The following is a 13,666-nucleotide window of genomic DNA, read 5'->3' on the forward strand; positions in this document are numbered from 1 at the left end:
GCACAATAATTTCTGATAGTGAACGTTTGTTTTTTCTAAAAAAGGGTCGACAACTGTAAAGGAATGGGCTATAATTCTTATTCGTGAGCTTTTGAAGTAACAACCGTTGACAGAGATTAGGATACATGGTATTCTAGTTGAGTTGATAAATGTAAGTAGAAGCACCCGCTTCTCGCCTTGTGGCTAACGCTGCTGGGCTGATACGTAAATAAACCGAACTTTTTAGTTCGGATATTTAACGGGTGCGCTGTTAGCACCCGTTTTTTATTTAGGTGGGACTTACGTTTGATTATTTTTCAAACTCACTCGGAGGTGAATGACCATAGCAAACGATATGATGGTTAACGAAGGAATCCGCGCTCGCGAGGTTCGGTTGATTGCTGCAGATGGCGAACAACTTGGCATTAAGAGTAAGCGGGATGCGCTTCAATTGGCTGAAGATGCTAACTTGGATCTTGTTTTGGTTGCCGCAAAGGCAAAGCCACCAGTTGCCCGGATCATGGATTACGGGAAGTACCGGTTCGAGATGCAAAAGAAGCAACGTGAAGCCCGTAAGAAGCAAAAGGTCGTTAGCGTGAAGGAAGTTCGCTTAAGTCCATCGATTGATACGAATGACTTCAACACGAAGCTTAAGAACGCTAAGAAGTTCTTGGCTAAGGGCGAAAAAGTTCGTGTCTCAATTCGGTTTAAGGGCCGCGCGATTACCCATAAGGAAATCGGCCGCGAAGTTTTGAACCGGATGGCTGAAGAAACAAGCGATGTTGCAACCGTTGAACAACGTCCAAAAATGGACGGTCGTAGCATGTTTTTGATGCTTGCACCAAAAAACGAAAACTAGTTGTATAGTATTTGAGGAGGATTTTCGATTATGCCAAAGATGAAGACAAACCGCGCTGCTGCCAAGCGTTTTAAAGTTTCTGCCAAGGGCGGCATCAAGAGTGCGAATGCTTACACGAGTCACCGTTTCCACGGTAAGACCAAGAAGCAACGTCGTCAATTACGTGGGACTTCCATGATGGAATCAAACACGATTAAGAAAACTTACCGTCAATTACTACAAAAGTAATTCGGATAGTTTAAAACCAGAAACGATTAATCGTTTTTAAAACGATGATGACCGTAAGTATTAGGAGGAATTCAATATGCCACGAGTAAAAGGTGGAACAGTTACACGCGCACGTCACAAAAAGATTCTTAAATTAGCTAAGGGTTACCGTGGTTCAAAGCACCGTTTGTTTAAGGTTGCTAAGGACCAAGTTATGAAGGGTTACCAATACGCTTACCGTGATCGGAAGTCTAACAAGCGTAACTTCCGTCGTCTTTGGATCGCACGGATCAACGCTGCAGCCCGTTTGAACGGCTTAAGCTACAGCAAGATGATGTTTGGCTTGAAGCAAGCTAACGTTGAAGTTAACCGTAAGATGTTAGCTGACTTAGCTGTTAATGATGCCGAAGCATTCAAGGCATTAGCAGAAACTGCTAAAAAGGCTTTATAATTTTTAACCCTGAAACGAGGCTGGAGAGTATAATTTCCAACCTCGTTTTTTGATGATTAAGGGTCACAGTTGAAGCTGATATAAGCTATAATAGGAAACAATTACAATAATGGATAGATAAAAATAAGCGTTATTGGTGGTGGCAAGAAACGCCTGTCGTTTTAGAGAGGTCGTTTAATCGCAATTGAGTTTGACGAACTGATTAGACGGTTACAGCGCTTTTCAATAGGAAAAGCCGGTTTAATTGCGTATAATGGAAGCCGATAATGCATAAAGGAGTTTGCCAATGCTAGCACGATTTACCCCAACCTGGATGGTTCGGGCAACTTACGATATTGCACCTAAGACCTTAACGGCGCTTGGCGTGAAAGTCGTCTTTACGGATTTAGATAACACCCTCATTGCGTGGAATAATCCGTACGGAACTGAAGCTTTACGAGAGTGGATGACCGCCTTAGCGCGTGAACAGATACAACTGGTGGTAGTCTCTAATAACTCACATAAGCGGATCAAAAAGGCCGTTGCACCACTGGGACTGCCGTTTATTTCACGGGCGTTAAAGCCGTTACCATTTGGGCTGAAACGGGCCCTGCGACAATATCACGTTCAACCTGAGGAAGCGGTGATGGTTGGTGATCAATTGATGACCGATGTGGCAGCTTCAAATGGGTGTGGGGTACGTAGCATTTTGGTTAAGCCAATTATTGATAGTGACGCTTGGACCACGAAGCTTAACCGCCAATTGGAAAAAATTGTGATGCGGGCATTAAAGCACCGGCATCCAGAACTCAAGTTTCGAAAGGAATTAATTAATGGACAACACAACTAATGAAGTACAAGTAGACGGCGAAGACCTATTTTGTATCGGCTGTGGGGCGCAGATTCAAACCACTGACCAGACGGCACCAGGATATACCCCTAAATCGGCCTTAGAAAAGGGGCTTGCTAGTGGCGAACTTTACTGCCAACGCTGTTTCCGACTCCGCCACTATAACGAGATCGTCCCTGTTGGTCTGACTGATGATGACTTTTTACGGTTATTGACGCAGATTCAGGATGCTAACGCGCTGATTGTTTACGTCGTGGATATCTTTGACTTTAACGGGTCAATCATTCCGGGACTTCACCGGTTCGTTGGTGACAACCCCGTGTTATTGGTGGGCAATAAGGAAGACCTGTTGCCGCAATCACTTAAGCGCTCAAAACTGCGTGATTGGTTACGCCAACGCGCAAATGAACAGGGGCTTCGGCCAGTTGATGTCGCACTCTTGTCGGCCAAGACTAACCATTCAGTGGATCAGTTCTTACAAAAAGTAGACAAATACCGGGGCGACCGTGACGTCTACATTGTTGGGGTCACCAACGTTGGTAAATCAACGCTGATCAACCAAATCATTCGTCAAAATACGGGTGCACGAGACGTCATCACAACTTCTCGGTTCCCTGGTACGACGTTGGATAAAATTGAGATCCCGTTGGGTGATGATCACGTCTTAGTGGACACCCCGGGATCATTCATCAATCACAAATGGCACACTTCCTAACGGGTAAGGATCTCAAAATTGTTGCCCCACAAAAACAAATCAAGCCCAAGGTCTACCAGTTAAATGATCAACAAACGATTTTCTTAGCTGGGGTTGCCCGGTTTGACTATGTGAGTGGGCCTAAGCACGGCTTCACGATTTTTGTTGAAAACAACTTACCGCTCCACCGAACGAAGTTAGCGAATGCGGACGAGTTCTATGATAAGCACGTGGGTGACTTATTGACGCCACCTAACAGCGCAGACAATGATTTGCCACCACTGACCCGTCACGAATTCAAGATCACTGAAAAAAGTGACCTAGTGTTTGAGGGTCTTGGTTGGATCACGGTTCCAGCTGGCACCGTTGTTGCGGGTTATGCACCAGCTGGCGTTGGTGTTGTCGTGCGTAAAGCGATGATTTAGGTAATTAAAGGAGAATGAATTTGGATTTAAAAGGCAAACAAAAACGTTATTTACGGGCACAAGCGCATCACTTGCACCCCATTTTTTCAGTTGGTAAAAACGGGTTGAACCAAGCTTGGTTAGAACAACTGGATGGTGCACTTCAAAAACGCGAGCTCATCAAGATCAACTTGCAACAGGCAGCTGAAGTGACCGTACCTGAAGTTCAGGCCTACATTGAGGACAACACCCACATTCAAGTTGTTCAAACGATTGGTCGTGTGTTGGTGTTATTCCAACCAGCAAGCGAAGAAAAGTACCAAGACGTGTCGTTAAACGTCATGAAGCTTTAATTTAACGCGCTAATAAGGAGAGAATCAGCATGGTAAAAGTACTGGAACGTACGAATACTGAGGTGGTCGAGCAGCTTGCAGCGAGCGTCAGCAACAAGCAGATCGGCATCTTGGGTGGCACCTTTAATCCACCTCACCTTGGCCATTTAATCATTGCGGATCAAGTGATGACGCAGCTTGGATTAGATCGGGTGTTATTCATGCCCGATGCGACACCACCACACGTTGACCAAAAGTTGGCGATCGATGCCGATGATCGCGTCAATATGGTGGCGGATAGCATTGCCTCAAACGAGAACTTTGGGCTAGAGTTGACTGAGGTTCAACGCGGCGGGTTGAGTTATACCTACGATACGATGTTAGAATTAACGCAAAAGCATCCCGAAAACAAGTACTACTTTATTATCGGTGGCGACATGGTGAACTACCTGCCGAAATGGCAGCACATTGATGAACTGGTCAAGTTAGTCCAGTTCGTTGGGGTTCGCCGGGAAAACTATCCGGTAGATTCGCCGTATCCGGTACTTTGGGTCGATGTACCGCTGATCGATATCAGTTCGACCATGATCCGAAGCCGGGTCAAACATGGCCAGTCCATTAAGTACTTTGTAACAGATCAGGTTGCCAAATACATTAAGGAGCGACAATTATACCGTGACTAATGAGCAGAGGTATTCAGATCAAATTACGACAATGACGCGTGATGAACTACTGGCGAAGATTCAAACCCAATTAAAGCCAGCGCGATTTGCGCACGTGCAACGGGTTGAAGCAACGGCCGTCCGTCTGGCAGCCAAGTATGGCGTTGATCAGGAAAAAGCGTCGATTGCGGGGTTAGTCCACGACTATGCCAAGCAACGGCCAGATCAAGATTTTATTGACGCCATCAAGGCCAATCAATTAGATCCAGATCTATTGAACTGGAACAACGCCATTTGGCATGGGGTGGTCGGTCCCGTCTTTATTAAAGCCGAACTTCACATTTACGATGAGGAAATTTTAGATGCTGTTCGGTATCATACGACCGGAAACCGGTTTATGACCCCGTTGGCGCAGATTATTTACATGGCCGACTATATTGAACCGGGTCGGGATTTTGACGGTGTTGAACAAGCCCGTTTATTGACAGATCAGGATCTAGCCTTAGCGGTGGCTTATCAAACGAAGCATACCTTGGCCTACCTGATTGCCAACAATCAACCGGTTTACCCTAAGACGTTGGCAACGTACAACGCCTGGGTGCCACAAAGTCAATTAGATTAATTAAGGAGTGTCCACATGGATAGCAAACAAATTTTAGAAATTGCCGTTAAAGCGGCTTCAGATAAACGCGCCGAAAACTTGATGGCGTTAGATATGCAAGGGGTTAGTTTAATTACTGACTACTTTTTGATTACTGATGCAACGTCTGGTCGTCAAGTTCAAGCGATTACCGATAGCGTTCAAGAAGCAGCCGAAAACGCTGGTATCACTGTTAAACGGATCGAAGGCCGTGATGCAGCCCGTTGGGTACTGATCGATTTAGGCGACGTCATGGTTCACGTGTTCCAAACTGAGGAACGTAGCCATTACAACCTAGAAAAATTATGGTCAGATGCACCACTCGTTGACTTAACTGACTGGGTCGAAGCATGATTTATCAGACCTTTGCCAAACTTTACGATGCGCTATTTGATCCGGACCTATACGATGACTGGCTTGGATTTGTTCAACGTGAGTTAGCAACGCCACAAGCCCCAATCTTAGAATTGGCGTGTGGGACGGGGCGGTTAGCTGTCATGTTAGCAAAGGCCGGCTACAACGTCACTGGGTTTGATTTATCGGATGAAATGCTGAGCTTAGCTGATCAGCATGCCCAAGAAGCCAACGTTGAGTTGCCCTTGATTCAAGGCGACATGCTCGATTTGAGTGAGTTGGCCACTTATCAAACGGTGACCTGTTTCGCGGATTCATTCTGCTATTTACCGGATGAAGCAGCGCTTTTACAGGCGTTTAAGCAGGTTACAGCGCATTTAGCACCAACTGGCCAGTTTATGTTTGACGTGATCAGCCCGTATCAAACGGACGTGGTTTATCCAGGGTACATGTTTAATTACCGGGATGAAGACCAAGTGTTCTTATGGTCGAGTGAGGCGGGAGAAGATCCTCATTCAGTTGATCATGACCTGACATTCTTCACGTATAATGAGGTTAAGCAGGCTTACGATGAAGTTGCTGAGCTGCACCATGAGCGCACCTACTCACTGGCGACTTACAAGCAACTATTACAACAAGCAGGGTTTTCAGCCGTTCAGGTTACAGCTGATTTTGGTCGACAACCAGTGACTGAAACCACGACCCGGTGGTTCTTCGTGTGTGAAAAAGGAGCCCGTTAACATGGCACAATCAACACTAGGGATTATTGCAGAATATAATCCGTTTCATAACGGTCACGCTTATCAATTGCGGGTTGCGCAAGCGAAAAGTAGGGCGGATTTGACGATCGTTGCCATGAGCGGTAATTGGATGCAACGTGGAGAGCCAGCGCTATTAGATAAATGGCAGCGCGCCAAGCTGGCGTTAGCGGCTGGTGTTGACCTAGTGGTTGAATTACCGTTTCAGTTTGCGGTGCAACCGGCACACTTATTCGCTGCTGGTGCGGTCCAAATTTTGTCAGCGTTAGGGTGTGAAACCTTGGCGTTTGGCGCGGAACATCCTGAGCTGGATTTTGCCAAGTTGGCTGCTCACCAACCGATTGCTGAAAAAAGCCATTTTAAGCAGTTTGATGAAACTTACCCAACGCTGTTCAATGATTACTTACAAGAGCAAACAGGGCTCAATTTAAGGGCTTCAAATGATATCTTGGGGTTTACCTACGTTGTGGCGAACCGGCAATTGGCGCAACCCATGACGATGTTGCCGATTCAACGCCAGACGAGTAATCACCAATCAGAAACCGTGACGGATGACGCGCACATTGCGAGTGGCGCAGCTATTCGAGCAGCAATTGCGAATGGACAATGGTCAACGGTTGAGCGCATTGTACCGCCGACAACTTATCAAGCGTTACAGGCTGAGACGTTGCTCTCGTGGGATGCTTATTGGCCGTACTTGCGATATCAACTCGTGAGTCAACCAATTGAACAGTTACAACGACTGTACCAGATGAGCGAAGGCATTGAGTACCGATTGAAGCGATCGGCGATGCAGGCGACGAGCTTCGCTGATTTTTTGCGGTTAGCGAAAACAAAGCGATTTACTTACGCTCGGCTGCAACGTCTCTGTGTCTACGTGTTAATGCAGGTGACTCAAGCTCAGTTGCCGACTACGTTACGTTATATCCGAGTTTTGGGCTTTAATCAGCGTGGTCAACGTCATTTGAACCAAGTTAAAAAACGGCACCGGTACCGTTGATCACCCGAGTGACGGATGATTGGTTAACCGGGCCCTATGCGCTTGATGGGCAGGCCGGTGATTTGCGGCAACTGGTGACCGGTATCAATCAAGATCAGTTGCAACACCCGATTCGACTTGAAAATTAATTGTTAGGGTGGCTTGTTAAATCTCTAAAAGACTATCAAGCAAATTACCTTGACAAGCTAAAATAGTATCGGTATAATAATAAAGTTGCGTTAGGAGGATATTTGAATTGAAATTGTCGTTATCCGAGTTACAAAAAGACTATCGACATGAACCGTTGAAATTCGACGACGTTCTGGATTTAAAGGCGGCCTTAATGGACCGTTATCCGGACGAAGTGCTTGACGTAACCCCGGTTCACATCAGTGGGCTTGCAAGTGTTGAAACTGGCGGAGATGTGATGCTAGTTGCACACATTAAGGCAACCCTGACAGTGCCATCGACGCGGTCCTTGGCACCCGTTACCTTACCCGTTGAGTTTGACATTACCGAGTTTTACATTGCCAGTCAGGCAGGGTTAAACCGGTATGAGAAGACCGACGTGGTCATGGTCGTTACTGATGATGTGATCGATGTGGATAAAGCAATCGCAGATAACCTGTTGTTGCAGATTCCAATGCAAGTGTTGACGCCAGAGGAAGAAGCAACCGGCGTGTTACCAGAAGGCCAAGGCTGGACGGTTTCAATCGAAGGTGAAGCGGATCCTGAAGCGGAGACCACTCAAACTGTTGATCCACGTCTTGCAAAGTTGAAGAATTTCTTTGATTCAGATGACTCAAAGAAGGACTAAAATCGCGTAAGACTTAAAAATTTTTCACTAGTGGATAAATTATTAAATTTCAAAGGAGGTGTTTGTTTTGGCAGTACCAGCACGTAAAACTTCGAAGACGAAGAAACGGATGCGTCGAGCAAACATTAAGTTGCAAGTGCCTAACTTGAGCGCTTGCCCAAACTGCGGTGAATTACGTCAATCACACGTTGTTTGCCCTAGCTGCGGCTTCTACGACGGCCGTCAAGTTGTTAAGACTAACAACTAGTTCAACTGAAAAAACACCCATGAGAACCGCGGTCTCTGGGTGTTTTTTGTTGTCTAAAGGATTATAAATTTTTGAAGTTGGCTGATTACCTAGAAATCAGAAATTGTTCTATATTGTATGTTAATAGCTTTTATTGATAGCTGTTGTCGCTTGTGTCCAGCGCAAGCATTCTTATGTTTAGTTTGTGAAGTGCGGTGATTTGCGTAAACTGTCGATTCCGGTATTCGGTCAGGTTCCTGCTGTGGGGCCGGCCTGAGCCAAAGGGCGGTCTCAGTCCTCGAATTCAGCCTCGCCAAAACCCATGCGAGTCTGAAATTCGTCCCCGATAATTGGCGGTTGTTGGAAAGTCGCCAACAACCACCAATTATCGCGACACAGCATACACCTGGCTGGCTACCTCCATCTCGCATTGCGCAGTTCGGTACTATCGTAGAACATCTCAAGTGCCTGACTGTACGGTTGGCTACAGGATTGCAACGGTCAACGTTGATTCGACGAACGCCTCAGTTGACGCAGTCTGAGTGTTAACGTAACTACGTTAAATCTACGTAAATGTGACGCACGCTTGGCGAATCTTCTACAGCGCAATCGTCGATTCATTCCGACAACTGAGCATCGACCATAATTGTTTCTGCAGCTATTGGGTTACTGTCCAACGTTGCCACCACGCAGTTTCGTCAACTTCAGAATGTGGCAGTCAGCTGTTCTGTTGTCAACGGCGCACTACGTAGCGGGAGGCGGAGGCGCGCGAGGCTCAGCAGTGTCGGTATGACTTAAGCAGTCGTGGTCCGTGGGGTTCGGGCCGCGAGTGCTTTAGTCATACGCGGGTCCTGAGAGATCCGGCATGGCGGTCCTCAGCCATTCCTAGCTCGTAGGCCCGCCACTGCGTTCCAGCCTCGCATAGCGCCGGAGCCTCCCGCGGCATCCTCCCACAATCAGAAAACCAGAATCACCGTACTTCACAAACTGAACATGCTTACGCTGGACACAAGCGACAGTGTGCAGTGCGATAATATAACGTGCAGTGAGTAGCCAAAAAACGTCCCTAACCAGTACATAACCGTGGTTAGGGACGTTTGCTTTGATCCGGTAAGAAGAGGGGTTAGGCGTTCTTCTTAGCGTTTTCAAGGGATTTCATGATTGAAGGGTTCTTTGAATGACAGTCCTTGATCATGTTTAAGTCAGCTTCGCTGAGCGTAACCGTGTATTCAGCCATCGTTAAGCCTCTTTTCTTATGTAATGCTTTAACTATAGCACATTCAAAATTTAAAATGCAACTGTCAGGTAACACGTGCTGTATCGGGTTTAACTGATGAAAATAAAAAAGCCGTCATTCCCAAAGTGAGAACGACAGCTTTCATAAAAATCTTTAGTTTAAATTTATTCCTTAGTGAAATCGATAACCATCCGGCCGACGATTTGGCCAGCTTTCATTTCATCGATGATGTCGTTGATTTCGCTTAAGCGACGAGTTTGAACGATAGGGTGAACCTTACCTTCGGCACCAAATTGGAAGGTTTCAGCAAGGTCTTGACGAGTCCCGACAAGTGAACCGGCAACTTGGATCCCATCAAGCACCGTCTTAGCGATGTTTAATTCCATATCGCCTTGAGGAAGGGCAACGGCAACCAAACGGCCATCTGGACGTAAGGCGTTAACTGATTGGGTAAAGGCAGACTTGTTAACGGCAGTAACTTGCGCGTTGTGGACCCCACCAACTTGCTTTTGGATTTCTTCAGCAACGTCTTGCGTGTGACGGTTGATTAAAATATCAGCGCCATTATCCTTGGCAGCCTTTAACTTATCTTCGTTCCCATCAACGGCAACAACGTGAGCACCAAAGACGTGCTTAGCGTATTGGATAGCCAAATTACCTAAACCACCGGCACCAACAACTTCGACCCATTGACCAGGCTTAGTTTGACCAACTTTTAAAGCTTTGTACATGGTAACACCGGCACAGGTTAATGACGTTGCTTCGACTGGATCAAGGCCTTCAGGAACCTTAACGGCGTAGTTAGCATCAACGATAACTTGTTGTGCCATGGCACCATCAACAGTAAAGCCGGCGTTTTGGACGTTACGACAAAGGGTTTCGTTACCCGTTAAACAGTATTCACAGTGACCACAGCCCTTGAAGAACCAAGCGATTGAGACCCGGTCGCCAACTTTTAAGTTTCAACGTCATCGGCAACTTGTGAAACGATTCCGACACCTTCATGACCGATGATCCGGCCAGGTACAGCACCGAAGTCGCCAGCGGCAACGTGTAAATCTGTGTGACATAATCCACAATACTCAACGTCAACTAAGGCTTCACCATGGTGAATTGGACGAAGGGTAACATCTTTGATATCAACGTAGCCATCTACTGAATCACGTACAACTGCTGCTTTCATAATTAAAATAACCTCTTTCTCGTTTATGATTTCACAATGTTATTTAAACACAGGTTTTCCAAAAGTTAAAGTGATTTTTTGAGCAATCATAATTCTTTTCAAAAATTTATCCTATTAAGAAAGAGTAATGATTATTTTCAAATTAAAAAAACTGGTGATTATGGATTAAATTAAACATCTCAGCGTAAAACCGTTAAAAAATGAGAATTCAGCTCACATCATCGTTGTGGTAAAGCCCGTTAATATGGTATTATGAGAATTGCAATTAGACGTATTCTCTCTATATGAGAGTCTAAGAAATCGCTGTTTTTTACGGTCAGTCGAGATTAGAATTTAGACAAGTGGCTATTAATAGAATCGCGTAGCTTGATGAGACGATTCGGTTAACGGTCACGATGCTAAATCGAGTCATAAATTGAGCAGTAATTAGCACTGGTTTAACTACTGTCGGCGTTTCACATTAAAACGTAAAAAAATTTGGTTATGAGGAGTTCGTTTAAAATGAGTCGAATTTTAATTATTGAAGATGAAAAGAACTTAGCACGGTTTGTTGAATTGGAATTAAAGCATGAAGGTTACGAAACTGAAGTTCAATTTAACGGTCGGACAGGGTTAGATGCTGCATTGGCTGAAGACTTTGATGTTATTTTGCTTGATTTAATGTTGCCAGAATTAAATGGGATCGATGTTGCTCGTCGGATTCGTGAAGTCAAGAGTACCCCAATTATCATGATGACTGCACGGGATTCAGTGATCGACCGGGTTTCTGGGTTTGATCATGGTGCCGATGATTACATCGTTAAGCCATTTGCGATTGAAGAATTACTGGCACGGGTTCGGGCGCTGTTACGGCGGATTCACATTGAAAGTGAACAAAAGGACTTTAAGCAGACCACGGTCACTTACAAGGACTTGACGATTGAAAAGGAAAACCGGGTCGTTCGTCGTGGCGATGAAGTGATCAACTTGACGAAGCGGGAATACGAACTGCTGTTAACGTTGATGGAAAACGTGAACGTTGTTTTGGCGCGTGACGTCTTATTAAACAAGGTTTGGGGTTACGAATCCGAAGTTGAAACGAACGTGGTGGACGTTTACGTGCGTTACCTCCGAAACAAGATTGACCGGGCGGGTGAAAAGAGCTACATCCAAACCGTTCGTGGTACTGGGTACGTGATGCGTTCATGAGCGAGACACCAATTCAGACTCCAACGGCTAAGAAGCGTCGATTATCAGTAAAGTGGAAATGGGCGCTCGGCACAGCTGTCGGCGTCTTTATCATTTTCTCAGTCTTTTCCTTGCTGTTATTCAAGGGCCTTTCGGGGGTCTTGCTTCAACAAGAAAAATCGCACGTTAACAGTACGGTTGACACGGTTTTAAGTCGGGTAGATAACCTACAAGGCCATTTCACGACTAGCGCGGTTGGGACGGCATTACAACCAACATTGAATGAGCCGAGTGGGTCGATTCAGGAAAGCACGAATATTTATCAAAATACCGTGATTACGGATCTTTCTCGAGATAGTACCGGTGTGACAGTATTTGATGCCAAAAAACAAGAAATTTTTACATCACGTGAAAATCAACTCAAGAATGAGAAGCTGTCCAAGACACGTCGTATGAAGTTAGTCAAAACGAGCGGGTTTAACGGCTTGGTTAGCCAAGCGCCGGTTTATTCAAGCAAAACGCATGAACTTTTGGGTTACGTGCAAGTGACGAATTCCATGGGCGAGTACAAGGCAGCCCGACAACGGTTTATTTTGATCTTGTTAGTCCTGCTGGTATCAGCGGTATTTGCAGCTTCCGTCTTTAGCTATGTATTGGCAGCGTACCTGTTGCGGCCAATCACCGCGTTGAACCAAACGATGTTGGCGGTGCGCTCAGATCCTCAATCTGATGAACGGGTACCGGCGTCGACTCATGGCGATGAGCTATCAGATTTGAGCAATTTATTTAACGACATGCTGGATCAAATGCAACGCTATATTGATCAGCAACAGCAATTCGTTGGGGACGTTTCCCATGAATTGCGGACACCGGTTGCAGTGATTCAGGGCCATATTGAGATGCTCCAGCGTTGGGGAAAGGATGATCCGGAGATTTTGAACGAATCTCTGAATGCCTCGATGCAAGAAACTAAGCGGATGCAGAGTTTGGTCACCGAGATGTTAGACCTTACCCGGGCTGAACAAGCTGAAATTACGATGAATCATGAAACCTCGGACGTCAAAGAAGTGGTTAACCAAGTCTTTAACGACTTCAAGATGATCCATCCAGATTTCACGTTTATCTTGGATGATGACGTCAAACGGCATGCCTACTCACAAATTTACCGGAACCACCTTGAACAAGTGTTGATTATCTTGCTGGATAACGCCGTTAAATACTCGGTGAACCGACACGAAATTCACGTCTCACTTTCTGAAAGTGGCCGAGCAGTGCAGGTTGCTGTTCAAGATTTCGGTGAAGGGATTTCTCAAGAAAATATGGACCGGGTCTTCAATCGATTCTACCGGGTCGATAAAGCGCGGAGTCGGAATAAGGGCGGTAACGGTTTAGGCTTATCGATTGCGAAGCGGTTGATTGAAGCCTACAAGGGCACGATTGGCATTGAAAGTGCCGTCGGAGCAGGTTCGATTTTCCAAATTGAACTGCCACTGATTTCTGAAACCGAAAAGATCCAACTGGATCACGCTAAAGAAGAGGACGAAGAAGAACGAAGCGTTGCTGAAGCACCAGTTACCAACTTAGGTGCGAATCCAACTGCGTCGACTGAATCTTCTGAATCAACCGATATTCCTGGTGTTTACCGGGCCTCTGATACAGAGCATCATGATGATGAATAACTAGATTATTGGAGTTGAGCTGACGTTGTTAGCTCAACTTTTTTGTTGTTGCTTGTGTCCAGCGATAGTGTGCGAGGTTTGTGAAATTTGGTTTCGTTGGCGCGTTAATCATGGGTGATATTGTGGGCACAACCGGTCGGTCAGAAAATTTGGGCTGGAACACCGTGGGCACGATTCTGAGCCGGAAAAACACGTCTCAGAATTCGGCC

General features: G+C 45.8%; 15 protein-coding genes, 2 pseudogenes and 1 other annotated feature. Of the genes and pseudogenes, 16 read left to right on the forward strand and 1 reads right to left on the reverse strand.

The window, feature by feature from the left end:
• Window positions 1-147: 147 nt before the first annotated feature.
• Window positions 148-275: a sequence feature (ribosomal protein L20 leader region), on the forward strand.
• 41 nt (window positions 276-316) lie between these two features.
• The 14 genes and pseudogenes from infC (at window position 317) to rpmF (ending at window position 8,212) form a co-directional block, all read left to right on the forward strand.
• Window positions 317-838 (forward strand): translation initiation factor IF-3, encoded by a 522-nt coding sequence (gene infC, locus JCM2765_RS13885; RefSeq protein WP_054737244.1) that lies wholly within the window; start codon window positions 317-319, stop codon window positions 836-838.
• Window positions 839-868: 30 nt separating this feature from the next.
• Window positions 869-1,066: a 50S ribosomal protein L35 gene (gene rpmI / locus JCM2765_RS13890; protein ID WP_054699968.1), complete on the forward strand. Its 198-nt coding sequence runs from the start codon at window positions 869-871 to the stop codon at window positions 1,064-1,066.
• 76 nt (window positions 1,067-1,142) lie between these two features.
• The gene (gene rplT / locus JCM2765_RS13895) at window positions 1,143-1,496 is read left to right on the forward strand and encodes a 50S ribosomal protein L20 (RefSeq protein ID WP_054737245.1); all 354 of its coding nucleotides are present in this window, start codon (window positions 1,143-1,145) and stop codon (window positions 1,494-1,496) included.
• A gap of 286 nt (window positions 1,497-1,782) precedes the next feature.
• A complete protein-coding gene (locus JCM2765_RS13900; protein ID WP_054737246.1) occupies window positions 1,783-2,325 on the forward strand; it encodes a YqeG family HAD IIIA-type phosphatase in 543 nt (180 codons plus the stop codon).
• Window positions 2,309-3,444 (forward strand): annotated as a pseudogene (gene yqeH / locus JCM2765_RS13905) (ribosome biogenesis GTPase YqeH). The gene JCM2765_RS13900 and the pseudogene yqeH overlap by 17 nt, the downstream one beginning before the upstream one ends.
• Before the next feature lie 14 nt (window positions 3,445-3,458).
• A complete protein-coding gene (yhbY, locus tag JCM2765_RS13910) occupies window positions 3,459-3,776 on the forward strand; it encodes a ribosome assembly RNA-binding protein YhbY (RefSeq protein WP_156301810.1) in 318 nt (105 codons plus the stop codon).
• 29 nt (window positions 3,777-3,805) lie between these two features.
• Complete coding sequence (locus JCM2765_RS13915) at window positions 3,806-4,438, forward strand: nicotinate-nucleotide adenylyltransferase (RefSeq protein WP_054737248.1); 633 nt, start codon at window positions 3,806-3,808, stop codon at window positions 4,436-4,438.
• The gene (yqeK, locus tag JCM2765_RS13920; protein WP_420852584.1) at window positions 4,431-5,039 is read left to right on the forward strand and encodes a bis(5'-nucleosyl)-tetraphosphatase (symmetrical) YqeK; all 609 of its coding nucleotides are present in this window, start codon (window positions 4,431-4,433) and stop codon (window positions 5,037-5,039) included. Before JCM2765_RS13915 ends, yqeK begins: the two co-directional genes overlap by 8 nt.
• A 15-nt stretch (window positions 5,040-5,054) precedes the next feature.
• Window positions 5,055-5,411 (forward strand): ribosome silencing factor, encoded by a 357-nt coding sequence (rsfS, locus tag JCM2765_RS13925; protein WP_054737249.1) that lies wholly within the window; start codon window positions 5,055-5,057, stop codon window positions 5,409-5,411.
• On the forward strand, window positions 5,408-6,151 hold the full coding sequence (locus JCM2765_RS13930) for a class I SAM-dependent methyltransferase (protein WP_054737250.1): 744 nt from the start codon (window positions 5,408-5,410) through the stop codon (window positions 6,149-6,151). Before rsfS ends, JCM2765_RS13930 begins: the two co-directional genes overlap by 4 nt.
• Window position 6,152: 1 nt before the next feature.
• Window positions 6,153-7,169, forward strand: a complete 1,017-nt coding sequence (locus tag JCM2765_RS13935) for a nucleotidyltransferase (RefSeq protein ID WP_225352112.1) — start codon at window positions 6,153-6,155, stop codon at window positions 7,167-7,169.
• Window positions 7,166-7,297 (forward strand): hypothetical protein, encoded by a 132-nt coding sequence (locus JCM2765_RS18850; RefSeq protein WP_263849472.1) that lies wholly within the window; start codon window positions 7,166-7,168, stop codon window positions 7,295-7,297. Before JCM2765_RS13935 ends, JCM2765_RS18850 begins: the two co-directional genes overlap by 4 nt.
• A gap of 107 nt (window positions 7,298-7,404) precedes the next feature.
• Entirely contained in the window at window positions 7,405-7,965 is a 561-nt protein-coding gene (locus tag JCM2765_RS13940; protein ID WP_054737251.1) for a YceD family protein, read from the forward strand.
• 67 nt (window positions 7,966-8,032) lie between these two features.
• Entirely contained in the window at window positions 8,033-8,212 is a 180-nt protein-coding gene (gene rpmF / locus JCM2765_RS13945; protein ID WP_054737252.1) for a 50S ribosomal protein L32, read from the forward strand.
• A 1,380-nt stretch (window positions 8,213-9,592) separates the two neighbouring features.
• Here rpmF and adhP read toward each other — a convergent pair.
• Window positions 9,593-10,611: pseudogene (gene adhP, locus JCM2765_RS13950) on the reverse strand (alcohol dehydrogenase AdhP).
• Between the two features lie 501 nt (window positions 10,612-11,112).
• Between adhP and JCM2765_RS13955 the strand changes: the two are divergent.
• Together JCM2765_RS13955 and JCM2765_RS13960 are read left to right on the forward strand one after the other, a co-directional pair.
• The gene (locus JCM2765_RS13955) at window positions 11,113-11,799 is read left to right on the forward strand and encodes a response regulator transcription factor (RefSeq protein WP_054737253.1); all 687 of its coding nucleotides are present in this window, start codon (window positions 11,113-11,115) and stop codon (window positions 11,797-11,799) included.
• Window positions 11,796-13,457 carry a HAMP domain-containing histidine kinase gene (locus JCM2765_RS13960; protein ID WP_054737254.1) on the forward strand — a complete coding sequence of 554 codons (1,662 nt, stop codon included), beginning with the start codon at window positions 11,796-11,798 and terminating at the stop codon, window positions 13,455-13,457. Before JCM2765_RS13955 ends, JCM2765_RS13960 begins: the two co-directional genes overlap by 4 nt.
• The last annotated feature ends 209 nt before the right edge of the window (window positions 13,458-13,666 follow it).

Source organism: Secundilactobacillus similis DSM 23365 = JCM 2765 (assembly GCF_001311075.1).
Lineage (GTDB): Bacteria > Bacillota > Bacilli > Lactobacillales > Lactobacillaceae > Secundilactobacillus > Secundilactobacillus similis.

Bases quoted from the DNA above. Each gene is read 5' to 3' on its own strand.
- infC (WP_054737244.1), top strand. From the start codon at position 317: ATGACCATAGCAAACGATATGATGGTTAACGAAGGAATCCGCGCTCGC.
- rpmI (WP_054699968.1), top strand. From the start codon at position 869: ATGCCAAAGATGAAGACAAACCGCGCTGCTGCCAAGCGTTTTAAAGTT.
- rplT (WP_054737245.1), top strand. From the start codon at position 1,143: ATGCCACGAGTAAAAGGTGGAACAGTTACACGCGCACGTCACAAAAAG.
- JCM2765_RS13900 (WP_054737246.1), top strand. From the start codon at position 1,783: ATGCTAGCACGATTTACCCCAACCTGGATGGTTCGGGCAACTTACGAT.
- yhbY (WP_156301810.1), top strand. From the start codon at position 3,459: ATGAATTTGGATTTAAAAGGCAAACAAAAACGTTATTTACGGGCACAA.
- JCM2765_RS13915 (WP_054737248.1), top strand. From the start codon at position 3,806: ATGGTAAAAGTACTGGAACGTACGAATACTGAGGTGGTCGAGCAGCTT.
- rsfS (WP_054737249.1), top strand. From the start codon at position 5,055: ATGGATAGCAAACAAATTTTAGAAATTGCCGTTAAAGCGGCTTCAGAT.
- JCM2765_RS13930 (WP_054737250.1), top strand. From the start codon at position 5,408: ATGATTTATCAGACCTTTGCCAAACTTTACGATGCGCTATTTGATCCG.
- JCM2765_RS13935 (WP_225352112.1), top strand. From the start codon at position 6,153: ATGGCACAATCAACACTAGGGATTATTGCAGAATATAATCCGTTTCAT.
- JCM2765_RS13955 (WP_054737253.1), top strand. From the start codon at position 11,113: ATGAGTCGAATTTTAATTATTGAAGATGAAAAGAACTTAGCACGGTTT.
- JCM2765_RS13960 (WP_054737254.1), top strand. From the start codon at position 11,796: ATGAGCGAGACACCAATTCAGACTCCAACGGCTAAGAAGCGTCGATTA.